This is a genomic window from Conexibacter stalactiti (assembly GCF_033542075.1).
GTDB lineage: Bacteria > Actinomycetota > Thermoleophilia > Solirubrobacterales > Solirubrobacteraceae > Conexibacter > Conexibacter stalactiti.
Genome location: NZ_JAWSTH010000101.1, coordinates 1 through 23,341 on the forward strand (window position 1 = coordinate 1; position 23,341 = coordinate 23,341).

The window sequence follows — 23,341 nt, forward strand, 5'->3', positions numbered from 1 at the left end:
GGCCGCGCCGGCCGCGCCTCCGGCGGCGGCGGCGCCCGAGGCGCTCGCCGGCATCCAGTAGGCGAGCGACAGCGAGCGGTCGCGCAGCGCGGTCGCGAGCGCGTCGCGCAGCGAGCCGGAGCCGCGCCCGCCGTGCCCGTCGCCCAGGCGCGCGACGAGCCGCCCGACCGACTGGCCGCGCGACAGGCTCGAGCGCACGATCCCCCACAGGAAGGCGAACGGGACCGAGGCGAAGATCAGCAGGCCGGCGATGTCGGTCGCGTTCAGGACCTTCCCGGGCAGGTTCAGCAGCTGGCCGGCGAGCGACAGCGCGAGCGCCGTCGTCGTCGCCGCTCCGCACCACAGCACCGGCGCCAGCAGCCGCCGCTGCGGCGCCGTCGCCTGCAGCCAGCGGCGTACCAGCAGCACCGTCGCGATCACCGTCACGGCGAACATCGTGCTGCGCGCCAGCGCGTCGACCAGATCGGCCATCGCGGGGTCGTCGACGACGTGCAGGAGGTTGCGCGGCATGTCGTCGGGCGTCGCGGTCACCAGCAGCAGCGCCAGCGGCCCCAGCAGCACGAGCACGTAGACGACGGCGACGAAGAGCCGCTCGACGCGCGACTGCAGGCGGCCGGTCGGGAAGCCGAGCAGGGCGTGCACGACGACGCCGGAGTAGAGCGAGCTGATCAGGATCCCGATCGTGAACAGCAGATCGTCGTTGGAGGCGCTGATCGAGGTCGCGAACCAGGCCAGCCCGACGAGGCTCATCTGCAGCCCGAAGCGCGAGTCGGGCCGGCGCGCCCAGGCGTACATGCCGGTCGCGGTGAAGGAGATGCCGATCACCAGCTGCAGCACGAGCAGCAGCCACTTCGGCTCGACATGGTCGCTCGTCAGGATCGCGACGATCGTGATCGCGACGCCGAGCACGCCGGCGAAGCCGATCGCCGTGATCGCGGCGCGCTTGGCGGGCGTCAATCCCGCGCCGTTCATGGCAGCAGCGCGGCGACCGCGTCGCCCGACAGGTCGGCCTTCGCGACGAAGCCGCAGGCGCCGCAGCCGGCGACCAGCGGGCCGAAGTCGCTCGGGTCGCGACTGGAGACGATCACGACGCGCGGCGGGTTCTCCAGCGCGTTGATGCAGTCGGCGACGCGGAAGCCGTCGGCGTCGGGCAGGCCGACGTCGAGCAGCACGACGTCGGGGCGCAGGTCGCGCGCGGCCGCGTAGCCGCTCGCGCCGTCGGCCGCCTCGCCGACGACCGCGAAGCCGCCGGCCTCCAGCACCCGTCTGGCGCTGGAGCGGAAGCTCGGGTGGTCATCCACGATCAGGATCGTCCTCGCCATCGTGGAGATGATTGTGGCCGAGCCGTTGCCGAGTGAGCGTACGGCTGCCCGTACGCCTGCCTGAGAGGTGGCGTCAGACCGCGCCTGCGGCCTGCGCGATCGCCGCGTACGCCGCGGCGGGATCGGCCTGGCCGAAGATCGCCGAGCCGGCGACGAGCACGTTCGCGCCGTGTCTGGCGCAGGCGCCGGCGGTTCTGACGTCGACGCCGCCGTCGACCTCGATCGCCGCGCTCGCCGGCAGCAGCGCGCGCAGCCGCGCGAGCTTGTCGAGCGAGGACGACAGGAACGGCTGGCCGCCCCAGCCCGGGTTGACCGACATGCAGAGCGCCATGTCGAGCAGGTCGCCGACCTCGCCGAGCACGGACGCGGGGGTGCCCGGGTTGACGGCGGCGGCGGCGTTGGCGCCGGCCTCCTTGATCGCGCCGAGCGCGTAGTTGAGGTGCGGCGTCGCCTCGGCGTGGACGGTGATCGAGTCGGCGCCGGCCTTCGCGAACTCGGCGACCTGGCGCTCGGGCCGCTCGATCATCAGGTGGACGTCGAGCAGGGCGCCCGCGGCGTGCACCTCGTCGGCGAGCGCCGAGACGACGATCGGCCCCATCGTGATCGGCGGCACGAAGTGGCCGTCCATCACGTCGACGTGGATCACGCGCGCGCCCGCCGCGATCACCTCGGAGACCTGCGCGCCAAGGCGCGCGAAGTCGGCGGAGAGGATCGACGGCGCGATGCGGATCGCGCTGAGCAGCTCGCTGGCGTTCGGTCTCGACATCAGACCGGGGATCTTTGCGGATCGGGCCGGCGGGCGCCTTCCGGGCCGGCCGCGGTCACACCGGTGTCAGCATGCTGCCCTTGCAGTGGTTGCAGATGACGATCGCCGTGCTCGACATGCGCACGATCGTCGAATGCTCACCGCAGTTGGGGCAGACGGAGACGAGCTCGTAGCGACGCAGGCAGTAGACGCAGCGATAGCGCCCGGGCATCGTCGTCGGGCGCAGCCACGGCTCGCCGCAGCCAGGGCACTCCGGCCCCAGTCTGACGGGCTCGTCACTCATGTCCGCGCCTCCGCACCCCTCCGTGATAGCGCATCGCGCGGATGGCCGTCGCCCTCCGAACAGCTCGACATGGCCTCAGGCGGTCCGCCGAAGGTGCGCGAGGAAGAAGCCGTCGGTGCCGTCGCGGTGGGGCAGCAGCTGGAGCGTGCGGGGCTCGATCCGCGACCGCAGCTGGGGCCGTGCCGCGCCGAGGTCGAGCAGTTCGAAGCCGGCGCCCGCGCGCTCGCCGAGGAAGCGCTGCACGACGCGCTCGTTCTCGCTGGGCGAGATCGTGCACGTGACGTACAGCAGCTCGCCGCTGACACGCAGCGCCGCGGCGCCCGCCGCGAGGATCTGGAACTGCAGCTCGGCCAGCTCGCCGATCGCCTCCTCGCGCGCCCGCCAGCGCAGGTCGGGCCGCCCCTGGAGCGTGCCGAGGCCCGAGCAGGGCGGGTCGACCAGGACCGCGTCGAAGGGCCCGTCGGCGCGCGGCTGGGCGGCGTCGCCGGTCTCGACCGTCACGATCGCGTCGGCGCGCAGGCGGGCGCAGGTCTCGCGCAGCGCCTGCGCGCGGCCGGGATGGCGCTCGACCGCCGTGACCGCTCCGCCCGCCTCCACCAGCGCCGCCAGGTGCGTCGTCTTGCCGCCCGGCGCCGCGCAGAGGTCGAGCACGCGCATCCCCGGCGCCGGCGCCAGCAGCTGCGCCGCCAGCGTCGCCGCGCGCGACTGCGCCACGAGCGCGCCGCTCGCGAACGACGGGTCGCCGCGCAGGTCGAAGGCGCCGTCGACGACGAGGCCCGCGGGCAGCTCCTCCCCCGCCAGCGCCGCCGGCCGCGTCACGATCCCCCGCTCCGCCAGCTCGGCCGCGACCGCCGCCGGCTCGGCGACGAGCGTGTTGACGCGCAGCGCGGTCTCGGCCGGGCCGTTGACGTGCGCGAGCAGCGCGCGGGCGTCGTCGGGGCCGAGCGCGTTCCACCACAGCCGCGCCAGCCAGTCGGGCACCGAGTGCAGCAGCGCGGCTCCTCTCGGTCTGCGGTCGTTGAGCCCGCTCAGGAGCTTCGGGCCCTCGCGCACGGCCCGCCGCAGCACGGCGTTGACGAGCTTGAAGCCGTGGCCGCCGCCGGCCTTCGCCAGCTCGACCGACTGGTCGACGGCGGCATGCGGCGCGACGCCGTCGAAGAACAGCAGCTGCAGCAGCCCCAGCCGCAGCGCGTCGCGCACGGCCGGGTCGAGCTGCTCGACCGGCCGTCTCGCCAGTCTCTCGATCACGTGGTCGAGCGTGCGGCGGCGCTGCACGGCGCCGAAGGCGAGCGCCGTCGCGAAGGCGTACTCGCGCGGTTCGAGTCTCGCGCGGACGGCCTCGCCGGCGAGCGCGCGGTCGGCGTAGGCGCCGTCCTCCTCAACGCGCCGGAGCACGGTGGCGGCGACCCGGCGGGCGGGCGAGACGGCGGACGCGACGGGCGGCACCCGACCATCGTGGCAGGGTTGGAGCGCGCACGATTTGCGCGCCGATGCAGCGCATTGACGCACCCCGCCGTTGTGCGCCGCCGCGGCGCACGCCATGATCCCCGCGATGGCTCTGTTCGAGATGATCACCGCGGCGGTCCAACTGACCCCCGTCGAGCAGGACCACCTCGACCAAGCCCGGCAGATGCAGGCGATGTCGTTCGCCGTGCACATCCCGCTGACGTGCTTCGGCGTCGCCTTCCCCGCGATCATCCTGTTCGTCGAGTGGCTGCACCTGCGCACCGGCGACCCGCTCTACCGCAGACTGGCGCGCCGCTGGTCGCGGATCATGGTCGCGCTGTTCGCCGTCGGCGTCGTCACCGGCACGATCCTCAGCTTCGAGCTGGGAATCCTCTGGCCGGGCTTCATGGGCGCCTTCGGCGACGTCTTCGGGCTCGGCTTCGCGATCGAGGGCTTCGCCTTCTTCCTCGAGGCGATCTTCATCGGGATCTACGTCTACGGCTGGGACCGGATGTCGCCGAAGTGGCATTTCGCCAGCGGCATCCCGATCGTCCTGACCGGGATCCTCGGCGCCGCGATGGTGATCGCCGTCAACGGCTGGATGAACCACCCCGGCGGCTTCGACCTCGTCAACGGCGAGGTCACGAACGTGAAGCCGTGGACGGCGCTGTTCGGCAACACCTTCTTCTGGCACGAGCTGGTCCACATGTACGTCGCCGCCTACATCGTCGTCGGCTTCGTGCTCGCCGGCGCCTACGCCTGGGGCAAGCTGAGAGGGCGCTGGGGCCGCTACGAGCGGACCGCGCTCGCGATCCCGCTCACGATCGCCTGCGTCGCCGCGCCGGTGCAGCTGCTCGTCGGCGACTGGGCGGCACGCGAGGTCGCCTCCCACCAGCCGGTCAAGCTGGCGGCGCTGGAGGGCCTGCAGGACACGACGAAGGGCGCGCCCGAGCACATCCTCGGCTGGTACGACAAGGACACCGGCGAGATCGAGTGGGGGATCTCGATACCGAAGCTGCTGTCGTTCCTCTCCTACCACGACCCGAACGCGACCGTCAGAGGGCTCACGTCGGTGCCGCCCGACGACCGGCCCGGCCCGATCAACACGATCCGCTTCGCCTTCCAGACGATGGTCGGGATCGGCACCGGGCTCGCCGCGCTGGCGGCGCTCGTGCTGTTCTTCCGCTGGCGCAAGAAGCGGCTGCCGGAGTCGGTCTGGTTCGACCGCGCGCTCGTGCTCGCCGGGCCGGCGGCGATCGTCGCGCTGATCAGCGGCTGGATCGTGACCGAGGTCGGACGCCAGCCGTGGGTCGTCTACGGCGTGATGCGCACCAACGAGGCGGTCACCGGAGCGGGCGGCGTGCCGGTCGGCTACGCGCTGCTGGCGGTCGTCTACGCCGGCCTGCTGGCGGCGCTCGCGTGGATCCTGCTGCGGCTGTCGCGCACGCCGCTGGGCGACGACGCCGAGGTGCTGCACTGATGCACCTCTACGAGCTTCCGCTGCTCTTCTCGCTCGTCGCGCTCGCGCTCTACGTCGTGCTGGCCGGAGCGGACTTCGGCGCCGGCTTCTGGCAGCTCGTCGCCGGCCGCGGACCGCGCGCCGCGCGGATCCGCGAGCACGCGCACGAGTCGATGGCGCCGGTGTGGGAGGCCAACCACGTCTGGCTGATCTTCCTGCTCGTCGTGATGTGGACCTGCTACCCGGAGGCGTTCGCGTCGATCGCCTCGACGTTGTCGATCCCGCTCTTCATCGCGGCGCTGGGGATCGTCTTCCGCGGCGCCGCCTACGCGCTGCGCGCCGGCACCTCAAGAGCGCGCGAGCTGCGCGTGATCGACAGCGTCTTCGCGATCGCCTCGATCCTGACGCCGTTCGCGCTCGGCACCGTCGTCGGCGGGATCGCCTCCGGCCGCGTGCCGGTCGGCAACGCCGCCGGCGACCCCTGGTCGAGCTGGCTCAACCCGACCTCGCTGACGATCGGCCTGCTCGCGGTCGCGTTGTCGGCCTACCTCGCCGCCGTCTACCTCTCCGCCGACGCGGCCCGCCACGACGACGCCGAGATGGAGCAGGCATTCCGCGTCCGCGCGCTCGTCACCGGCCTGGTCGCGGGCGGGATGGCGGCCGGCGGGCTCGTCGTGCTGCGCGACGACACGCGCGCGCTGTTCGACGACCTCGTCTCCGGCGCGGGCCTGGCCGCGGTGATCGTCTCGGCGCTCGCCGGGCTCGGGACGCTCCTGCTGGTGCGCGCGCGGCGCTACGAGTGGTCGCGCTACAGCGCCGCCGTCGCGGTCGCCGCGATCGTCGGCGGCTGGGCGATCGCGCAGTCGCCGACGCTGCTGCCCGGCCTGACGGTCGAGCAGGCGGCCGCCTCCGACGACACGCTGATCGCCGTCGTCGTCGCGACGCTGGCCGGCGCGGTCGTGCTGCTGCCCTCGCTGGGGCTGCTCTTCACCTTGACCTTGCGCGGCTCGCTCGGGCACGCGCCCGGTGTGCCCGACGCCGACGGCGTCGTCGCCGCGCCGACCCCGATCACCGCGCTGTCCGCCTCCCGCACCGGCCTGCTGGCGCGCCTGGCGATCGGCTTCGCCGTGATCGGCTTCGGCTTCCTGACGGTCGCCGACGCCGGCTGGGCGCACGCGATCGGGGTCCCCGCGCTGCTGCTGTCGGCGATGTTCGGCTTCCGCGCCGCGGTGCCGCTGGATGACCGTGAAGTTGCTGGTCCAGCAGACCAGTAGCTTCACGGTGTTCGCCGCTCAGGCGCCGGGCAGGCCGCGGCCGCGCAGGTAGTCGGCGGCCCGCATCGCTCTTCTGCCGGGCGGCTGGACCTGCAGCAGCTCCAGGGCGGTGCCGCCGGCGGCGCCGAGCAGCAGGCGGTCGCCGTCGGCGGCGAAGGTGCCGGGGGCGGGCGCGGCAGGCGTCTCCGCAGCGCCGTCGGGCGCCGCATCGCCGGGCGCCCCGAGCGGGCGCGCCTCCACCACGCCGAGGAACTCGGGCTGGGCGTCCGCTTGCGCGGGCAGCGCCACGCGCGTGCCGACGTGCGGCGTCAGCGCGCGCACGACGCGGTCAAGCTGGTCGGCGTCGTCGCGCAGCGGGTCGAGCGTGCGGTCCTCGGGGCCGAGCTTCTCGGCGTAGGTGAGCCCCTCCTCGCTCTGCTCGACGTACGGCGGGCGTTCGCTCAGCGCGCGCACGAGCAGGTCGCCGCCGATCGCCTCCAGCCGTGCCGCGAGCGTGCCGTAGGTGTCGCGCGGCTCGATCGGCGTCCGCTCCAGCAGCGAGACCGGCCCGCTGTCGAGGCCGGCGGTGAGGCGCATGATCGCGACGCCGGTCTCCTCGTCACCGGCGATGATCGCCCGCTCCAGCGGCGCCGCGCCGCGCCAGCGCGGCAGCAGCGACGGGTGCACGTTGACGATCTCGTGCTCGCTCAGCAGCGGCTCCTTGATCAGCGCGCCGAAGGCGCAGACGATCACCGCCTCGGGCTCAGCCACGGCGATGCGGGCGCGCGCCTCCTCGCCGTTGACGTCGGCCGGCTGGTCCAGCTCGATCCCCAGCTCGCGCGCGGCGTCGGCGACCGGCGGGGACTGCAGTCTGCGGCCGCGCCCCTTCGGGCGGTCGGGCCGCGTCACGACCAGCTGCGGGCGGTGCGGGCTGTCGGCCAGCCGCCGCAGGATCGCGGCGGCGAAGTCGGAGGTGCCGAGATAGACGGTTCGCACGGGCGCGTCAGACCGGCTCGCCGGCGCGCTCACGTTCGCGCTCGCGGAGGATCTTCATCGCCTGCTTGCGCTCCGAGCGCGAGGTGCGGTCGAGGATCAGGACACCGTCGAGGTGGTCCATCTCGTGCTGGATCACGCGCGCCTCGAGGCCGCTCGCCTCGATCGTCAGCGGCTCGCCGTTGTCGTCGAGCGCTCTGACGCGGACGTTGACGGGCCGCTCGACCTCGACCAGCACGCCCTGCAGGCTGAGGCAGCCCTCCTCGGCCGCCTCCAGCTCCTCCCCGCTCCACTCCAGCTCGGGGTTGACGAGCGCGATCACCGGCGAGTCCTGCTCGACGCGGTAGACGAGCACGCGGTTGAGCTTGCCGAGCTGCGTCGCCGCCAGCCCGATCCCGAGCGAGTCCTCCATGATCTCGCCCATCCCCTCGATCTGGGCGCGCAGCTCGTCGTCGAACTGCGTGACCGGCATCGCCTTGCTCTTCAGCACGGGGTCGCCGAACTGTCTGACGTAGGCCAGCGCGGCATGGCGGCGGGCCGCCGTCTCGGGGTCGAGGCGCGGCGCCTCGCCGATCTCGGTCTCGTTGTCGGTGTCGTCTCGCTCAGCCATGGGACCGTGATTCTAGAAGGGGCGCCGCACCGGGCGCGCGGCGGCGCCGGGCGGGCGCTCGCTACTGCGGATCGACGTCGGCCGACAGGCTCGCTCTGCGGCCGATCGGCGTGCGCGCGACGGCGTCGACCGCCGCCGCGACCGACTGCACCGCGGCGCGGCGCTGCGTCGCCTTGATCACGAGCTGGCTGCGCTCTCTGCCGCGCAGTCTGAAGAGCGGCGCGGGGCCGAGCACCTGCGCCCCCGGCGCGTCGACCAGTCTCGCGACGGCCTCGGCGGCGGCATGCGCGTCGGCGAGCTGCTCGGCGGAGCAGACGACCCTGATCAACGAGGCGAAGGGCGGGTAGCGCAGCAGCTCGCGGCGGGCCAGCTCGCCGGCGAGGAAGCCGTCGCTGTCGTGCGCGGCGGCGGCGAGGATCGCGCGCTCCTCGACCGCCAGCGTCTGCACCAGCACGCGCCCGTCGCCGTGCTCGCCGCGGCCCGCGCGGCCGGCCAGCTGGGCGATCAGCGAGAAGGTCCGCTCGTCGGCGCGGAAGTCGGGGAAGCGCAGCGTCTGGTCGGCGTCGAGCACGACGCCGAGCGTCACGTCGGGGAAGTCGTGGCCCTTGGCGACGATCTGCGTGCCGACCAGCACGCCGGCCGGGGCGGCGTCGAATCTGACGAGCGCGCGTGCGATCGCACCCTTCGTCGCGGTCGTGTCGGCGTCGAGGCGGAAGACGGGGAAGCCGGGATCGCCGATCGCCTCGATCAGCTCCTGCTCGATCCGCTCGGTGCCGGAGCCGTGGCGCGCGAGCGAGACCGAGCCGCAGTCGGGGCAGCCCGACGGGACCCGCTCGCTGTGGCCGCAGTGGTGGCAGGAGACGGCCCGCTGGCTGCGGTGCAGCACGAGTGCGACGTCGCACTGCGGGCACTGCCAGACCTTGCCGCAGGAGCGGCACGAGAGGAAGTTCGACCAGCCGCGGCGGTTGACGAGCACGATCGCCTTGCGGCCGGCGCGCCGCACGTCCGCGAGCGCTTCCCGCGTGACCGGGTGGAGCGGATGGCGCGCGTCGCGCATGTCGAGGATCTCGACCGGCGGCAGTGGACGGCCGTCCACACGTCTGGTGATGCGCAGCCGCCGCAGCGCGTGGACCGACTCCGGTCGGGGCGTGGCGCTGCCGCTCAGCAGCACCGCGCCCTCGTCGTGGGCGCGGCGGGCGGCGACGCGACGGGCGTCGTAGCGCGGGTCGCCCTCGTGCTTGTACGCCGGCTCGTGCTCCTCGTCGACGATGATCAGGCCGACGTCGGTCAGCGGCGCGAAGACGGCCGAGCGCGGGCCGACGCAGATGCGCGCCTCCCCCCGCCGCAGCCGCATCCACTCGTCGTAGCGCTCGCCCTGGCCGAGCTGCGAGTGCAGCACCGCGACGGTGTCGCCGAAGCGCGCCTGGAAGCGGCCGACGGTCTGCGGCGCGAGCGCGATCTCCGGCACCAGCACGATCACGCTTCTGCCGGCCGCCAGCGCCGCCGCGGCGGCCTGCAGGTAGACCTCGGTCTTGCCCGAGCCGGTCACGCCGTGCAGCAGGAAGCGCCGCTCGGCCGGGTTGAGCGTGCCGTCGGGCGCCTCCAGCGCTGCGACGAGCGGCTCCAGCGCCGCCTCCTGCTCGGCGGTCAGCCGCGGCGGCGCGCCGCCGTTGCGGGCGCCAACGGTCGCGTGGACCGGCCGGCGGCGCTGCTCGCGCCGCTCCAGCACCAGCAGCCCGCGCTCGGCGAGCCGTCTGAGCGAGCCGTGGTCGGCGCCGGTCTGCGCGGCCGGCAGCGGCCCGGCGGTCGCGAGCGTCGAGAGGACGGTGTGCTGCTTGGGGGTGAGGCGGGGCGCTCTGGCGGCGGTGCCTGCTGCTGAGCCGTCGCCGTTGGAGGCGCCCGGCGCCGGTTCGCCCGGCAGCGGCGCGCCGTCGGCGGCGAGCGCGAGCGCGAGGCGGCCGCTGGCGCTCAGCTCCGCGACGAGCACGTGACGGGTTCTGACGCGCGGTCTCGTCGAGCGGCCGGCGCCCGGCGGCAGCACCAGCCCGAGCGCGCGCGCCGGCGTCGAGCAGTACTCGTCGGCGATCCAGCGCGCGAGGCCGACCAGCTCCGCCGGCACGCCGGGTTCGAGCACCGCTCTCGGCTCCGCCAGCTTCTCCTCCGGCACGTCGGTCGTGTCGGCCAGCTCCGCGACGACGCCGAGCAGGTCACGGCCGCCGAACGGCACGACCAGCAGCGATCCGACCTCCACGCCGGCCAGCTCCGGCGGCAGTCTGTAGTCGAACGGGCCCCGCAACGCGCGCGCGGTCGTGAGCGGTTCGATGCGGGCGATCGGCGGCACGGCCCCTCAAGGTAGACGCAACGGCGGCAGCGGGCAGAGCTGGCCGCGCGCGCGGCGAGCCCACCGGTGCGATCGACCGCCGCGCGGAGCAGTACGCTCCCGCGCATGGCACTCGAGCTGCATAGAGAAGAGCACGTGATCTACGCCGGGCATCCCTCGTGGCGAGGGACGCTCAGCTTCTACGTGCGTGGGGCGCTCGTCGCGCTCGTCGGCGCCGCCATCGCGGCGCTCGTGACCGTCATCGGCAGCGGCTTCAGCCTCGCGATCACGATCGTCACGTTCCTCGTCCTGGAGGGCGGCGTGATCCTCGCCGGCTTCCTCTTCCGCTTCTCGACGACGTACACGATCACCAACCAGCGGTTGACGATCGAGCGCGGCATATTGTCGAAGCACATGCAGCAGACGCGGGTCGAGCGCGTGCAGAACGTCAACACCGACCAGACGCTGCTCGACCGCATCCTGCGCGTCGGCCAGGTCGACTTCGACACCGCGGGTGCCGACGACTCCGAGTTCACCTTCCGCGGCATCGCCAACCCCGAGCAGGTCGTGCGCGCCGTCGACAGAGCGCACCGCGAGCGCGAGGCCGCCCACGGCACGCGCGGCGACGAGCTGTCGCCCGGCGGTCTGTGAGCCCGCCGGCTCAGTCCTCCAGGATCCGCGTCACGTCGGGCGCGCGGTAGAGCGTCGCGCGTCCCACCGCGCCGACCGCCTCCAAGATCCCCAGGTCGACGAGCGCTCTCACCGTGTTCGCCGCCCCCTGCCGCGACAGGTTGCAACGCTCCGCGACCTGTGTCGTGTCGACGTACGGCAGTCCGATCAGGTCGCTCGCGAGCCGTTCGGTCGCACCGCGCTTGCCGCCTTCGCGGACGCGCAGCCGCAGCTCCTGCTGAAGCGCGACCAGCGCCTCGACCTTCTGGCCCGACTCGGTCGCAGAGGCGGCGATCCCTTCCGCGAAGAAGCCGATCCACGAACTCCAGTCACCGCTGCGGCTGAGTTCGAGCAATGCGTCCTGGTACTGCGGGCGCCGCGCTTCGAACCATGGTGAGACGACGAGCAACGGTTCTCGGATCACCGCTCCGCGCATCAACTGGACGATCACGAGCAGTCGACCGATGCGCCCGTTGCCATCCGAGTACGGATGCAAGCTCTCGAACTGGTAGTGCGTCATCGCCGCCTGAACGACCGTGGGCAATGACGGTGGATCGTTGAACCAGTCGAGCAACGCCTCGACGCCGCTGCGAAGCTGGTCACCCGGCGGAGGTGGGACGAAGCGGGCGCTGTCGAGCCGCGCGCCGCGCGCTCCGATCATCACGAGGCGGTCGCGAAGGCCACCGGCGTCCGGCAGCGCTCCGCTGGTGCCCTGAACGAGCGTCCGCTGCAGCTCGCCCAGCATCGCGAGCGTCAAACGGCGCTCTTCCGGCCAGGAGAACGCCAGCTCCGCGACATCTTCGAAGTTCAGCACCTCGAAGAGCTCCGATCCGAGATGGGCCCGGTCGTCCGCGTCGGCCGCAAGCACTTCCGGCAGCGGCGCGTACGTGCCCTCCAGCGCGCTCGTACTCTGCGCCTCGCGCCGTACCGCCGGATGTCGCAGCAGCGACGCGTCCGGCAACTGCCGGGCGGCCCCGTCGAGCCGCGCGAGCGCCGCCGTCGCCTCGTTGACCGCCGTCCACGTCGCGGTCGAGAGCGTCACGTCGCGTGGCAGCGGATCGGGCAGGAATGCGCGTCCACCCGATCCATCGGGCGCGAGCACCGGCACCAATGCCCCTATCGGGCTTTTTTGAGCGGGTCGGCTGGCACGAGTGTCAACTTTAGCGCTTAAAAGTTGACACTACACTCGTCAGCGTCCAGTTGTCTTGACGCTGGAACGACGACGGGCGCCCCGGAAGGCGCCCGTCGAAACAAGGCGGACTGCTGTGGTGGGGCTGGGTCGCTACGCGGCCGCGCCGGCGAGGCCGGCGGCGTCGCGGAGGGCCTCGGCCTTGTCGGTCTTCTCCCACGTGAAGTCCGCGTCCTCGCGGCCGAAGTGGCCGTAGGCGGCGGTCTTCTGGTAGACCGGGCGATGCAGGTCGAGGTACTCGCGGAAGGCGCCCGGGCGGAGGTCGAAGTGCTCGCGGACGAGCTGCTCGATCTTCGCGCGGCCGATCTTCTCGGTGCCGAACGTCTCGACCATCACCGAGACCGGGTGCGCGACGCCGATCGCGTACGCGACCTGGACCTCGGCACGGTCGGCGAGGCCGGCCGCGACGACGTTCTTGGCGACGTAGCGGGCGGCGTACGCGGCCGAGCGGTCGACCTTCGACGGGTCCTTGCCGGAGAAGGCGCCGCCGCCGTGACGCGCGGCACCGCCGTAGGTGTCGACGATGATCTTGCGGCCGGTGAGGCCGGCGTCGCCGACCGGACCGCCGATCACGAAGCGACCGGTCGGGTTGACGAGGAACTCCTTGCGGAGCTTGCCCTCGTCGAACAGGTCCTTCGGCAGGACCGGCAGCACGACGTGCTCCCAGAGGTCGTCCGGGATGAGGGACTCGGCGCCCTCGGCGTGCTGCGTCGAGATCAGCAGCTTCTCGATCTCGACCGGCTTGCCGTCGCGGTACCGCACGGAGACCTGGGTCTTGCCGTCCGGACGCAGGTAGTTGAGCGTGTCGGCCTTGCGCACGTCCGCCAGCCGCTTCGCCAGCTTGTGGGCGAGCGCGATCGGCAGCGGCATCAGCTCGTCGGTCTCGCGCGTGGCGTAGCCGAACATCATGCCCTGGTCGCCGGCGCCGGCAAGATCAAGCTTGTCGTCGTCGTTGGCGTCCGTGCGGGACTCGTGCGAGGCGTCGACGCCCTGCGCGATGTCGGCCGACTGTCTGTCGATCGCGTTGAGGACCGCGACGGAGTCGGCGCTGAAGCCGAGGTTGCCGTCGACGTAGCCGATCTTGCGGATCGTCTCGCGCGCGATCTCCTGGATGTCGACGTAGGTCGAGGTCGAGATCTCCCCCGACACCACGACGAGGCCGGTGTTCACGAGCGTCTCGCAGGCAACACGGCCGTAGGGATCGTCCTTGAGAACGGCGTCGAGGACGCCGTCGGAGATCTGGTCGGCGATCTTGTCCGGGTGACCTTCGGTCACGGACTCCGACGTGAACAGGAACTCGTTGTCGCTAAAGGTGCTCATGGGATCTCGAACGTCAGCTCCGCGGTCGTTTGTGCCTCCCCGCCAGTCGACGTGAGACCGACCGCGCCGATGCGCTGAAGATCCGCGCCAAGGCCCGAATCAGAGGTCAATCCCAGCGGCTCGAAAAGGCTGAGGAGCTGGCTGAAGTCAAAGAAGACTATCGAGGTCAACTCTGATTGGACATCCCCCGCCCGCCCGATTACCGCCTTGTACTCTGTGTTGCCGTCGATCGAGCCTCTCGGGCGCACGACGGCGGCGAGCGCGGCCTGACTGGTCGAGACGGCGAGCGTCCCTCTGCTGAGCGCGTAGTCGACCTCGAAGCCCTCGCCGCTCTCCAACCGGCGCGAGGCGACTCCGCCGGCCTTGGCGTCGGCGAAGGTCGGCGCCTCGCCGCCCGCGGGCGTGAACAGTCTCGCGATCGCAGGCTCCAGTCTGCGCAGCCCGGCGGCCGCTCTGGCCGTGTCGCCGACGCGTGCCAGCAGCGCCAGCTGCGGCGTGCCGTCGACCGGGACCGCGACGATCGCGACCTCGCCGCCGAACAGCGGCAGCACGTCGCGGGCGAAGACGACGCCGTCGGCGGCGAGCAGTCTGCCGGCCTGCGACAGCAGCGCGGCGGTGTCGCCGGCGAGGCCCGCGGCGCCGCCCTGCGCGGAGCCGGCCGCGCCCGCGCCGCCGAGCCCGCCGAGGCTGAGCAGCAGCGGCGCCGCCCGCTCCAGGCCCGGGAAGCCGAGGTAGGCGATCGCGTCGGCCGGGATCGAGCCGGCGAGCGTCGGCGTGAAGGTCGCCGGCCGCGTTCGCCCTCTCGGGTCGAGCACGGTCGTGATGCGCATCCGCGCGGCGTGCTCCTCGGCGCTCAGCGACAGCCCCGTCGCGCGCAGCCCGGGCTGGTCGAGCAGCGTGCCGGCGATGCCGAGCAGGCCGCTCGCCGGCGCCAGCAGCCGCCGCACGCCGTCGACGGTCGCGTACGCATCGAGCGCGCGCTCCCGCGGCTGGCCGGCCGTGGCGCGGCGGTAGTCGGCGTCGTCGGCGAGCGCTCTGGCGCCCTTCGCCCCGCGCTCGCGGTCGATCGCGCCGCGCACCGTCGCCTGCTGGCCGACGGCGAGGAAGCCGCCGACGAAGGCCGAGACCGTCCCGTTGCCGTAGCTCGCCGTCGCCGTGCCCTCGTATCTGCCACGTCTGGCGGGGCCGGCGGTGCGGGCGAGGTAGTCGCGCGCGCCCTCCTCGTCGGTGACCGACAGCAGCAGCAGCGAGCCGGCGGTCCCTCTCCCCTCGTCGGTCAGCGCCAGCGCCGCCTCGGCGCCGAGCCACGGCCGCACGTCGCGGTCGAAGTCGACCGGCGTCGCGCCGTCCCCGCCGCCGAGCAGACCGCCGAGCTGGTCCTGCAGCGTCGACTCGGCGCCGAGCCGCCGCGCCAGCGCCAGGGCGCGCTGGACCGGGGCGCGGTCGCCGTCGGTCGAGAGATGCAGGAAGGCGAGCGCGTCGGCCGGTACGAGCGCCGCGGCGTCGCTCGCGGGCGGACCGTCGTGCTCGCCGGAGCCGCCGCTGAAGGCGATCAGCGCCACGACCGCCACGATCAACGCGAGCAGGCCGACGCCGGCGCGCCAGTCGCGCAGGACCGGCGGCAGCGGCCGTCGCCGCGGTGTTGCTCTCCTCGCCGTGCTCATGCGCCCGGCGATCCTCTCAGACGCGGGCGTCAGTCGTCGAAGCTGTCGAAGACGCCGCCCTCGACCTCGCCGCCGCCATCGCGCGCCTTGGCGCGGTCGCGACGGCTCTCGCCGCGCGCCGGCCGGCCCTGTCTCTCGCCGCGCCGCTCGCGCCGCTCGACGAAGTCGATGATCAGCGGGATCCCCTCGAAGCGGTAGCGCTCGCGCAGGCGGTTCTCGATGAAGTAGGCGTAGTCGCGCGTGACGCGGCTGCGCGAGTTGACCTGGATCGAGAAGCGCGGCGGCCGCTCGGCCGTCTGCGTCATGTAGATCAGCTTGAGGCGGTGGTTCTGCTTCGCGGGCGGCTGGCGGATCTCCTGGATGTCGGAGAGGAAGCGGTTCAGCTGCGGCGTCGGCACGCGGCCGGAGGTGCGGTCGGCGAGCGCGAACGCCTCGATCAGCAGGCGGTGGATGTGGCGGCCGGTCAAGGCGCTCGTCGTCAGCACGCGCGGGCGCAGCCGCAGCTTGTTGTTGACGCGGGCGCGCTCGTGGTCGAGGTCGAACTCGGGCTCGTCCTCGCCGCCGGTCAGGTCCCACTTGTTCAGCACCAGCGCGGTCGCGCAGCCCGACTGCATCGCCAGCTCGGCGATCCGCAGGTCCTGCGCGGTGACGCCGTCCTGCGCGTCGCAGACGACGAGCGCGACGTCGGCGCGCTCGGCGGCGCGACGCGAGCGCAGCGCCGTGTAGTACTCGATCGAGTCACCGACCTTCGCCTGGCGGCGCATGCCGGCGGTGTCGACGAGGATCAGTCTGCGGCCCTCGTAGGTGAAGGGGAGGTCGATCGCGTCGCGGGTCGTGCCGGCGACGTCGGAGACGATCACGCGGTCGCTGCCGAGCATGCGGTTGACGAGCGAGGACTTGCCGACGTTCGGGCGGCCGATCAGCGCGAGGCGGACGAGGTCCTCGTCCTCCTCGATCTCCTTCTCGTCGGGCAGGCGGTCGACGACGCGGTCGAGCAGGTCGCCGGTGCCGAGGCCCTGCGCCGCCGAGACGGCGACCGGGTCGCCGAAGCCGAGCGCGTAGAACTCGGCCGCGAGCGTCACGTCCTTGACCGAGTCGACCTTGTTGGCGGCGAGGATCACCGGCACTCTCCCGCGCCGCAGCAGGTCGGCCATCTCCTGGTCGCCCGGCCGCATGCCGGCCTGCGCGTCGACGACGAACAGCGCCAGCTGCGCGTCGGCGAGCGCCGCGCGCGCCTGCTCCTGGATCGAGCGCTGCATCTCGTCGCGATCGTCGAGGTCGACGCCGCCGGTGTCGATCAGCGTGAATCTGCGCCCGTTCCACTCCGTCGGGAGCTCCTTGCGGTCGCGCGTGACGCCCGGCCGCTCGTGCACGACGGCCTCGCGCGTCTGCGTCAGCCGGTTCACGAGCGACGACTTGCCGACGTTGGGGTAGCCGACGACGGCGACCTTCATGCGGTGCTCCTCAGATCGATCACTTCGATGTCGGCGCCGAGCTTGATGATCTCGGGGTCGCCGGTGTACAGGGGGGCGCGATGACGCAGGGCGGTCGCCACGCAGAAGGCGTCAGGATAGGAGAGTCCGCCGCGCGCCTTGATCTCGGCGATGCGCGGAACGCCGGCCGGCACCGCGCGCCCTCGCACCTCGGGCGTGCTCAAGAGTCGAACCCGAGCTTGCGATCTTCGCGCTGGCGATCGAGACGGCGCTCTGCGAGCAGGATGTCGGTGGCGCTCGGCCCGCCATCGTCAAGCGAGCCGATCAACCGGGCGAGGATCTCGGCTTTCGTCGCCGTCGAGGGCGCGAGATCGGCATCACGGCAGGACGGCTCACGAACGGTGGGATCAGCGCTCGAAGGATCGCTCATCGCCTGTCCGCGGCGGGATCGGCCCTCTGTGCCGACTTCATGAGTCATGCCGCGAGCATAACTCGCCCACGAGCTTCAGCGCGGGCCGGCGGCGAGGGCGCTGTCGGCGATCGCGACCAGCTTGGCGCGGTCGCTGCCTCTGCCCGCGGCGCGGAACTGGACGTCGTAGAGGACGTCGCCGACTCTCCACTGGAGCTGCGGCGGCGAGCAGGAGGCACCGCACGTCGAGGGCTTGTAGTAGCCGGTCACGCCGCCGTGCAGCCGCACTCTGCGCGTGAAGGCGGGCTGCTCGCCGCGCGTCGCGGTGAACTCGCCGACGAAGCAGGCGTTGGCGCCGCCGCAGCGCGGGCCGATCCCCAGCGCGATCGTCCAGGTTCTGCGGTTGGACGACCACTTGACCTCGACCCCGTGGCCGCTCGGCACGTCGATCGCGACCCTGTCGGGCAGCAGCACGCCGATCTTCGTGTGTCTCTTGACCGCCGTGATCTGGCGTCTGAACGCTCTCGCCGGTTCGACGACGCGGACCGCGGCGGAGGCCGTCGCGACGAGCGCGAACGGCACGACGAGGACGGTGACGACGGTGGCGATGAGGCTGATTCGGCGCATCACTGCTCCCGGTGGTCGGCGACGAGCGCGGACACACGCGCCACCACATCCTCCAGGCTGAGGCCCGTCGTGTCGAGTTCGACCGCGTCGGCGGCGACCGTCAGCGGATCGACCGCACGCGTCGAGTCGCGCTCGTCGCGGATCGTCTGCTCGGCCAGCACGGTCGCGACGTCGGCGCCGATCTGGGCGGCGCGACGGCGCGCGCGCTCCTCGGCGCTGGCGGTCAGAAAGACCTTCACGGCCGCCTCGGGCGCGACGACGGTGCCGATGTCGCGACCCTCCGCGACCCAGTCGCCGCTCGCCACGATCCGCTGCTGCTGGGCGACCATCGCGCGCCGCACGGCCGGGTCAGCGGCGGCGCGCGAGGCGCCCTCCGACGCCTCCGGCGTGCGGATCGCCTCGGTCACGTCGCGGCCGTCGAGCAGGATCCGCTCGCCCAGCTCGATCGTGACCTCGCCGGCGATCTGCGCCGGCTCGACGCCGCGCTCGGCGGCTGCCAGCCCGACGCTGCGGTACATCGCGCCGGTGTCGAGGTAGGTGAAGCCGAGCGCCGCCGCGACCGCCTTGGCGACCGTCGACTTGCCGGCGCCGGCCGGTCCGTCGATCGCGACGACCATCAGCGCGCCAGCAGGGTCGCGAGGTCGGCCGTGAAGCCCGGGTAGGAGACGGCCGCGGCCTCCATGCCGTCGACCTCGACCCCCTCGCGCGAGGCGAGGCCGGCGATCGCGCCGAGCATCGCGAGGCGGTGGTCGCCGTGCGAGCCGATGCGGCCGCCGCGCAGGCCGCCCGTGCCGCGCACGACGAAGCCGTCGTCGGTCGCCTCGATGTCGGCCCCGAGCGCGCCGAGGCCGTCGACGACGGTCGCGATCCGATCGGACTCCTTCACCTTCAGCTCCTGCGCGCCGCGCACGACCGTCTCGCCCTCGGCGAAGCAGCCCAGCAGCGCGACGAGCGGCAGCTCGTCGATCGCCAGCGGGACCTCCTCGGCGTCGACCGTCGTGCCGCGCAGCGGGCCGTGCGCGACGTCCAGCTCCGAGACCGGCTCGCCGGGCGTGAAGGCGCCGTGCGGCTCCAGGTCGCCGAGCACGATCCCGCCCATCCGCTCGACGATCCGCAGGAAGCCGGTCCGCGTCCAGTTGACGTTGACGTCCTCCAGCACGATCCGCGAGCCCGGCACGAGCACGGCCGCGGCGACCCAGAAGGCGGCGCTGGAGGCGTCGCCGGGGACGTCGACGTGGTCGAGGCCCAGCTCGTCGACGCGGCCGACCGTGACGCGCACGCCGTCACGCGTGATCGGCACGCCGGCCGCCGCCAGCATCCGCTCGGTGTGATCGCGGCTCGGCGCCGGCTCGACGACGGTCGTCGGCTCGGCCGTGTTCATCCCGGCGATCAGCACGCACGACTTGACCTGCGCGCTGGCGACCGGCATCACGTACTCGATTCCGCGCAGCTCGGCGCCGTGGAGCGTGAACGGCGGGAAGCGCTCGTTCGTCGCTTCGATCGTCGCGCCCATCTGGCGCAGCGGGTCGGCGATCCGGTCGACCGGCCGTCTGCGGATCGAGCTGTCGCCGTCGAAGGTCCAGCGCTGGCCGGGCTGCGCCGCCAGCCAGCCGGGCAGCAGCCGCATCAGCGTGCCGGCGTTGCCGACGTCGATCGGGCCGTCGGCGGGGTGCGGCTCGCGCAGGCCCGTCCCGCGGATCACCAGCTCGCCGCCGCCGCGCCGCTCGACCAGCGCGCCGACCTTCTCGACCGCCGCGAGCGTCGAGTTGGTGTCGGCGGCGTCGAGGTAGTTGCGCACGCGGACCGGCTCGGGCGCCATCGCGGCGAAGATCGCCGAGCGGTGCGAGATCGACTTGTCCGGCGGGACGCGCAGCGTGCCCTTCAGGCCGGCGGGGGCGGGATCGAAGCGAACGGTCGTCATCTCACGCCTCAGCCACCGGGAAGCCGAGCTGCTCCACCAGCGCCAGCGCGCGCTCCGCCGGCTCGTCCCCTGCGATCCACAATGCCACGACGCCCTCCGCTTGGTTCGGCGCCGGGTACAGCGCCATGTCGGTGATGTTGACGCCCGCGCGTCCCAGCTCCAGCGCCAGCCGCGCGATCACGCCCGGCTCGTTCGGCACCGACGCGCGCAGCTCGTGCAGCGGTCCGCCGGCCAGCTGCGCCTCCAGCAGCCGCTGGCGATCGGCGCGCGCGCCGTCGTTCCACGCCGTCACGCCGTCGGCGTCGGCCGCTTCCAGCAGCGCGCGGAACTCTGCCAGGCGGCGCGTCGCGTCGTCGATCCGCTCGATCAGCGCGTCGCGGTTGGCGAGGTAGATGTCCGTCCAGATCGCGCTGTTGGCGCCGGCGACGCGGGTCGCGTCGCGGAAGCTCGGGCCGGTCGCCGGCAGCTGCTCGGACTCCTCCTCCAGCGCCCGTGCCGCCTGCGCGACGAGCACGTTGGCGACGACGTGCGGCAGGTGGCTGACGGCCGCCAGCATCGTGTCGTGGGTCGCCGCGTCGATCGTCGTCGGTCTCGCGCCGAGGCCGCGCAGCGCTCTGTGCAGCCGCTCGAAGCCGGTCCCGGTCGTCGCCTCGGTCGGCGTCAGGTACCAGACAGCGTCCTGGAAGAGGTCGCCGCGGGCATGCTCGACGCCGGCCGTCTCGGCGCCCGCGAGCGGGTGGCCGCCGACGAAGCGGGGATCGTCGATCGCGGCGACGACGCTGCGCTTCGTCGAGCCGACGTCGGTCACGACGCAGTCGTGCGGCGCGGCGCGCAGGACCTCGGCGAGCGTCGCTGGCAGCTGCCCGACCGGCGCGGCGACGAAGACGACCTCCGCCTCCGCGACGGCCGCCGCGATGCTGTCGGCGCCGCGGTCGAGCGCGCCATGGGCGCAGGCGGCGTCGAGCACGCCGGGCGAGGGATCCCACCCGGTCACGTCGGCGCCGAGCCGCTCGCGGACGGCGAGCCCGATCGATCCTCCGATCAGGCCCACGCCGATGATCGCCGCCCGCAAGCTGCTCGCGCCTCCCCTACGCCGCCGCGGCGAGGGTCGAAATCGTCTTGCCGGCGACCGCGGCCGCCTGCCCGACCTTCTCCGCGTAGGCGGCGAACTCGTCGGCGACGAGCTGCTGCGGACCGTCGCAGATCGCCTCGTCGGGGTTCGGGTGGACCTCGACGATGATGCCGTCGGCGCCGACCGCGGCCGCCGCCAGCGACAGCGGCTGGACGAGGTCGCGCCGGCCGGCGGCGTGCGAGGGGTCGACGATCACCGGCAGGTGCGTCAGCTCCTTCAGCACCGGGACGGCGGTCAGATCGAGCGTGAAGCGGTAGGCGGTCTCGAACGTGCGGATGCCGCGCTCGCACAGGAGGACGTGCTCGTTGCCCTCCTTGAGGATGTACTCGGAGGCGTTCAGCAGCTCCTCCAGCGTCGCCGAGAGGCCGCGCTTGAGCAGCACCGGGCGGCCGGCGCGGCCGAGCTCGGTCAGCAGCGTGTAGTTCTGCATGTTGCGCGCGCCGATCTGGATCACGTCGGCGACTTCGAGCACCGGCTCCAGGTCGCGCACGTCCATCAGCTCGGTGACGATCGGCATCCCGGTCTCCGCCTTCGCCTCCGCGAGCAGCCTCAGACCCTCGACGCCGAGGCCGTGGAAGGCGTACGGCGAGGTGCGCGGCTTGTAGGCGCCGCCGCGGAAGAGCGTCGCGCCGGCGGCGGCGACGGTGTGGGCGGTGCCGAGCGTCTGCTCGCGTGACTCGACCGTGCAGGGGCCGGCGATCAGCGCGAAGTTCGAGCCGCCGATCTTGCGACCGCCGATCTCGAAGACGCTCGGCTCGCCGTGTCGGATCTGCGAGGAGGCGAGCTTGTAGGGCTTGAGGATCGGGACCAGCTTGTCGACCCCGGCTGCACCCTCCAGCTCGAGCCGCATCACGTGCTCGCGGTCGCCGAGCACGCCGAGCACCGTCAGCTCGTCGCCGTTGATGCGGTGGGTGCGGGCGCCGACGCCCTCGACACGGTCGACGACGGCCTGGATCTCGTCTTCGGTCGCGTCCTGCTTCATCACGATCATCATCAGTGGGTCCTCTCGGCCTGGAAATCTACGGAACGGGCGGGCACGGAGCGTGCCGGCGTGGTGGCGACGGGTGCTGCGGCGTCCGACTTCGCGAGGGGCCCACCACGGGTGGGCGAAACGCGATGGGTGCGGCCGGACGCCTAGATAAATCGCCAGGCGGAGTCGCGCCAGAAGCTGACGTACGACGCATAGCCGGCATAGGTGCCGGCCACGGTGAGGGCGTCGGTCGTACGGTCGCTGGAAGACATGGCGCTCCCGCCATTGTGCCAGAGCCGCGATGCCGGCGCCAGAATTCTTCGCCCCCGCGTCGTCCCGTCTTCCGGAGCGGCGAGACTGTGGCGGTGCGTGCTCGCCCCCTCCCGCTCGTGGCGCTGGCCATGCTGTGCGCCGCCGCCGCCGGCTGCGGCGGCGCCTCGGTGACCGGCGCGACGACGGACGTGCCGCCGCCGACCGTGACGGCTCGGCCGGCCCGGCCGCAGCCGAGACCGCGGCCGCGCAGACCGGTGCGGCTGACGATCCTCGCGAGCGGCGACTTCCTGATCCACAGTCCCGTCTGGCAGCGCGCGGCGGCGCTCGGTGGCGGCGACGGCTACGACTTCGCGCCGCTGCTGCGCTACGTGCGGCCGTACGTGCGCAGAGCGGACCTGGCGATCTGCCACGTCGAGACGCCGATGACGCACGCGCCGCCGAGCGGCTACCCGGTCTTCAACGCCCCGCCAGCGCTGGCGCGGGCGATCCGCTCGACCGGCTGGGACGCCTGCACGACCGCCTCCAACCACACGCTCGACCAGGGCCAGGGCGGGATCGCCGCGACGCTGGCGACGCTCGACCGCGCCGGCATCCGCCACACCGGCTCGTTCGCGACACCGCGCGGTCCGCGCCGCACGCTGCTGCTCGACGCCGGTCACGGCGTGCGCGTCGCGCTGCTCGCCTACACCGAGATGACGAACGGGATCCCGGCGCCGCACCCGTGGTCGGTCAACCTCGCGAGCGCCCGCCGGATCGTCGCCGACGCCCGTCGCGCGCGCCGCCACGGCGCCGACGTCGTGCTCGTCCACCTGCACTGGGGCGAGGAGTACTCGTCGCGGCCGAGCGCGTTCCAGCGCGAGCTGGCGGGCGTGCTGACCCGCTCGCCGGCGATCACCGCGGTCGTCGGGCAGCACGCCCACGTCGTCCAGCCGATCGCCCGCGTGCGGGGCAAGCCGGTCGTCTTCGGCGAGGGCAACCTGATCTCCAACCAGACGCCGGCGTGCTGCGCCCCGGGCGCGCAGGACGGACTGCTGGCGCAACTGCACCTCGTCGTCGACCGCGACCGGCCGCGCCGCACGCGCGTGCGCCGCGTCACCTACATCCCGACCTGGGTCCGCCACCCCGACTACGCGGTGCTGCCGGTCGGCGACGCGCTGCGCGCGCGGCTCGCCGACGCGGGCGAGCTGCGCGCCTCCTACGCCCGCACGGTCGGCGTCGCTGGTCGCCGCGCCGCGACGCCGGTGCCGGCGCGGCTGCCGTGAGGCGGCCGCACCGCGGCGCG

General features: G+C 73.3%; 22 protein-coding genes and 1 pseudogene. 4 read left to right on the forward strand and 19 right to left on the reverse strand.

Annotation, left to right across the window (positions count from 1 at the left end; genetic code table 11):
- The 5 genes and pseudogenes from R7226_RS25540 to rsmB form a co-directional block, all read right to left on the reverse strand.
- Positions 1–972, reverse strand: a pseudogene (locus R7226_RS25540) (hypothetical protein); the annotation flags it as partial.
- A complete protein-coding gene (locus R7226_RS25545) occupies positions 969–1,322 on the reverse strand; it encodes a response regulator (protein ID WP_318600204.1) in 354 nt (117 codons plus the stop codon). The gene R7226_RS25545 and the pseudogene R7226_RS25540, both read right to left, overlap by 4 nt.
- A gap of 73 nt (positions 1,323–1,395) precedes the next feature.
- The gene (gene rpe / locus R7226_RS25550; RefSeq protein ID WP_318600205.1) at positions 1,396–2,088 is read right to left on the reverse strand and encodes a ribulose-phosphate 3-epimerase; all 693 of its coding nucleotides are present in this window, start codon (positions 2,086–2,088) and stop codon (positions 1,396–1,398) included.
- A 55-nt stretch (positions 2,089–2,143) separates the two neighbouring features.
- Positions 2,144–2,371 (reverse strand): YfgJ family double zinc ribbon protein, encoded by a 228-nt coding sequence (locus R7226_RS25555; protein WP_318600206.1) that lies wholly within the window; start codon positions 2,369–2,371, stop codon positions 2,144–2,146.
- Positions 2,372–2,446: 75 nt separating this feature from the next.
- Positions 2,447–3,817 carry a 16S rRNA (cytosine(967)-C(5))-methyltransferase RsmB gene (rsmB, locus tag R7226_RS25560; protein WP_318600207.1) on the reverse strand — a complete coding sequence of 457 codons (1,371 nt, stop codon included), beginning with the start codon at positions 3,815–3,817 and terminating at the stop codon, positions 2,447–2,449.
- Between the two features lie 106 nt (positions 3,818–3,923).
- On the opposite strand from rsmB, the gene R7226_RS25565 reads away from it, so the two are divergent.
- Both R7226_RS25565 and R7226_RS25570 read left to right on the forward strand, forming a co-directional pair.
- Positions 3,924–5,297, forward strand: coding sequence for a cytochrome ubiquinol oxidase subunit I (locus R7226_RS25565; RefSeq protein ID WP_318600208.1), 1,374 nt, complete (start codon positions 3,924–3,926; stop codon positions 5,295–5,297).
- Positions 5,297–6,550: a cytochrome d ubiquinol oxidase subunit II gene (locus R7226_RS25570; protein WP_318600209.1), complete on the forward strand. Its 1,254-nt coding sequence runs from the start codon at positions 5,297–5,299 to the stop codon at positions 6,548–6,550. The genes R7226_RS25565 and R7226_RS25570 overlap by 1 nt, the downstream gene beginning before the upstream one ends.
- 18 nt (positions 6,551–6,568) lie before the next feature.
- Here R7226_RS25570 and R7226_RS25575 read toward each other — a convergent pair whose 3' ends face one another.
- From R7226_RS25575 to priA, 3 genes are all read right to left on the reverse strand, one after another.
- The gene (locus R7226_RS25575; protein WP_318600210.1) at positions 6,569–7,525 is read right to left on the reverse strand and encodes a methionyl-tRNA formyltransferase; all 957 of its coding nucleotides are present in this window, start codon (positions 7,523–7,525) and stop codon (positions 6,569–6,571) included.
- A 7-nt stretch (positions 7,526–7,532) separates the two neighbouring features.
- On the reverse strand, positions 7,533–8,132 hold the full coding sequence (gene def / locus R7226_RS25580) for a peptide deformylase (RefSeq protein ID WP_318600211.1): 600 nt from the start codon (positions 8,130–8,132) through the stop codon (positions 7,533–7,535).
- A gap of 61 nt (positions 8,133–8,193) precedes the next feature.
- A complete protein-coding gene (gene priA / locus R7226_RS25585) occupies positions 8,194–10,473 on the reverse strand; it encodes a replication restart helicase PriA (protein WP_318600212.1) in 2,280 nt (759 codons plus the stop codon).
- A gap of 105 nt (positions 10,474–10,578) precedes the next feature.
- On the opposite strand from priA, the gene R7226_RS25590 reads away from it, so the two are divergent.
- Complete coding sequence (locus R7226_RS25590) at positions 10,579–11,103, forward strand: PH domain-containing protein (RefSeq protein ID WP_318600213.1); 525 nt, start codon at positions 10,579–10,581, stop codon at positions 11,101–11,103.
- Positions 11,104–11,113: 10 nt separating this feature from the next.
- Here R7226_RS25590 and R7226_RS25595 read toward each other — a convergent pair whose 3' ends face one another.
- The 11 genes from R7226_RS25595 to aroF all read right to left on the reverse strand — a co-directional run bounded on the left by R7226_RS25595 (position 11,114) and on the right by aroF (position 21,807).
- Complete coding sequence (locus tag R7226_RS25595; RefSeq protein ID WP_318600214.1) at positions 11,114–12,229, reverse strand: Fic family protein; 1,116 nt, start codon at positions 12,227–12,229, stop codon at positions 11,114–11,116.
- Between the two features lie 174 nt (positions 12,230–12,403).
- The gene (gene metK, locus R7226_RS25600) at positions 12,404–13,630 is read right to left on the reverse strand and encodes a methionine adenosyltransferase (protein WP_318600215.1); all 1,227 of its coding nucleotides are present in this window, start codon (positions 13,628–13,630) and stop codon (positions 12,404–12,406) included.
- The gene (locus tag R7226_RS25605) at positions 13,627–15,294 is read right to left on the reverse strand and encodes a DUF3352 domain-containing protein (RefSeq protein WP_318600216.1); all 1,668 of its coding nucleotides are present in this window, start codon (positions 15,292–15,294) and stop codon (positions 13,627–13,629) included. The genes metK and R7226_RS25605 overlap by 4 nt, the downstream gene beginning before the upstream one ends.
- Positions 15,295–15,323: 29 nt before the next feature.
- Entirely contained in the window at positions 15,324–16,748 is a 1,425-nt protein-coding gene (gene der / locus R7226_RS25610) for a ribosome biogenesis GTPase Der (protein ID WP_318600217.1), read from the reverse strand.
- On the reverse strand, positions 16,745–16,951 hold the full coding sequence (locus R7226_RS25615; RefSeq protein WP_318600218.1) for a PIN domain-containing protein: 207 nt from the start codon (positions 16,949–16,951) through the stop codon (positions 16,745–16,747). The genes der and R7226_RS25615 overlap by 4 nt, the downstream gene beginning before the upstream one ends.
- Positions 16,948–17,205, reverse strand: coding sequence for a hypothetical protein (locus R7226_RS25620; RefSeq protein WP_318600219.1), 258 nt, complete (start codon positions 17,203–17,205; stop codon positions 16,948–16,950). The genes R7226_RS25615 and R7226_RS25620 overlap by 4 nt, the downstream gene beginning before the upstream one ends.
- 27 nt (positions 17,206–17,232) lie before the next feature.
- Positions 17,233–17,763 (reverse strand): hypothetical protein, encoded by a 531-nt coding sequence (locus R7226_RS25625; RefSeq protein ID WP_318600220.1) that lies wholly within the window; start codon positions 17,761–17,763, stop codon positions 17,233–17,235.
- On the reverse strand, positions 17,763–18,380 hold the full coding sequence (gene cmk, locus R7226_RS25630; protein WP_318600221.1) for a (d)CMP kinase: 618 nt from the start codon (positions 18,378–18,380) through the stop codon (positions 17,763–17,765). The genes R7226_RS25625 and cmk overlap by 1 nt, the downstream gene beginning before the upstream one ends.
- Positions 18,380–19,684 (reverse strand): 3-phosphoshikimate 1-carboxyvinyltransferase, encoded by a 1,305-nt coding sequence (gene aroA / locus R7226_RS25635; RefSeq protein ID WP_318600222.1) that lies wholly within the window; start codon positions 19,682–19,684, stop codon positions 18,380–18,382. Before aroA ends, cmk begins: the two co-directional genes overlap by 1 nt.
- A gap of 1 nt (position 19,685) precedes the next feature.
- Positions 19,686–20,735: a prephenate dehydrogenase/arogenate dehydrogenase family protein gene (locus R7226_RS25640; RefSeq protein ID WP_318600223.1), complete on the reverse strand. Its 1,050-nt coding sequence runs from the start codon at positions 20,733–20,735 to the stop codon at positions 19,686–19,688.
- Positions 20,736–20,772: 37 nt separating this feature from the next.
- Positions 20,773–21,807, reverse strand: a complete 1,035-nt coding sequence (gene aroF, locus R7226_RS25645) for a 3-deoxy-7-phosphoheptulonate synthase (RefSeq protein WP_404827903.1) — start codon at positions 21,805–21,807, stop codon at positions 20,773–20,775.
- 344 nt (positions 21,808–22,151) lie between these two features.
- Here aroF and R7226_RS25650 point away from each other — a divergent pair, with 344 nt between their 5' ends.
- Positions 22,152–23,321, forward strand: coding sequence for a CapA family protein (locus tag R7226_RS25650; RefSeq protein WP_318600225.1), 1,170 nt, complete (start codon positions 22,152–22,154; stop codon positions 23,319–23,321).
- Positions 23,322–23,341 lie beyond the last annotated feature (20 nt).

What these genes read in the sequence shown, in the direction of transcription:
- R7226_RS25545 (WP_318600204.1), bottom strand. Translation starts at nt 1,322, where the DNA reads ATGGCGAGGACGATCCTGATCGTGGATGACCACCCGAGCTTCCGCTCC.
- rpe (WP_318600205.1), bottom strand. Translation starts at nt 2,088, where the DNA reads ATGTCGAGACCGAACGCCAGCGAGCTGCTCAGCGCGATCCGCATCGCG.
- R7226_RS25555 (WP_318600206.1), bottom strand. Translation starts at nt 2,371, where the DNA reads ATGAGTGACGAGCCCGTCAGACTGGGGCCGGAGTGCCCTGGCTGCGGC.
- R7226_RS25565 (WP_318600208.1), top strand. Translation starts at nt 3,924, where the DNA reads ATGGCTCTGTTCGAGATGATCACCGCGGCGGTCCAACTGACCCCCGTC.
- R7226_RS25570 (WP_318600209.1), top strand. Translation starts at nt 5,297, where the DNA reads ATGCACCTCTACGAGCTTCCGCTGCTCTTCTCGCTCGTCGCGCTCGCG.
- def (WP_318600211.1), bottom strand. Translation starts at nt 8,132, where the DNA reads ATGGCTGAGCGAGACGACACCGACAACGAGACCGAGATCGGCGAGGCG.
- R7226_RS25590 (WP_318600213.1), top strand. Translation starts at nt 10,579, where the DNA reads ATGGCACTCGAGCTGCATAGAGAAGAGCACGTGATCTACGCCGGGCAT.
- metK (WP_318600215.1), bottom strand. Translation starts at nt 13,630, where the DNA reads ATGAGCACCTTTAGCGACAACGAGTTCCTGTTCACGTCGGAGTCCGTG.
- R7226_RS25605 (WP_318600216.1), bottom strand. Translation starts at nt 15,294, where the DNA reads ATGAGCACGGCGAGGAGAGCAACACCGCGGCGACGGCCGCTGCCGCCG.
- der (WP_318600217.1), bottom strand. Translation starts at nt 16,748, where the DNA reads ATGAAGGTCGCCGTCGTCGGCTACCCCAACGTCGGCAAGTCGTCGCTC.
- R7226_RS25620 (WP_318600219.1), bottom strand. Translation starts at nt 17,205, where the DNA reads ATGACTCATGAAGTCGGCACAGAGGGCCGATCCCGCCGCGGACAGGCG.
- R7226_RS25625 (WP_318600220.1), bottom strand. Translation starts at nt 17,763, where the DNA reads ATGCGCCGAATCAGCCTCATCGCCACCGTCGTCACCGTCCTCGTCGTG.
- cmk (WP_318600221.1), bottom strand. Translation starts at nt 18,380, where the DNA reads ATGGTCGTCGCGATCGACGGACCGGCCGGCGCCGGCAAGTCGACGGTC.
- aroA (WP_318600222.1), bottom strand. Translation starts at nt 19,684, where the DNA reads ATGACGACCGTTCGCTTCGATCCCGCCCCCGCCGGCCTGAAGGGCACG.
- aroF (WP_404827903.1), bottom strand. Translation starts at nt 21,807, where the DNA reads ATGATCGTGATGAAGCAGGACGCGACCGAAGACGAGATCCAGGCCGTC.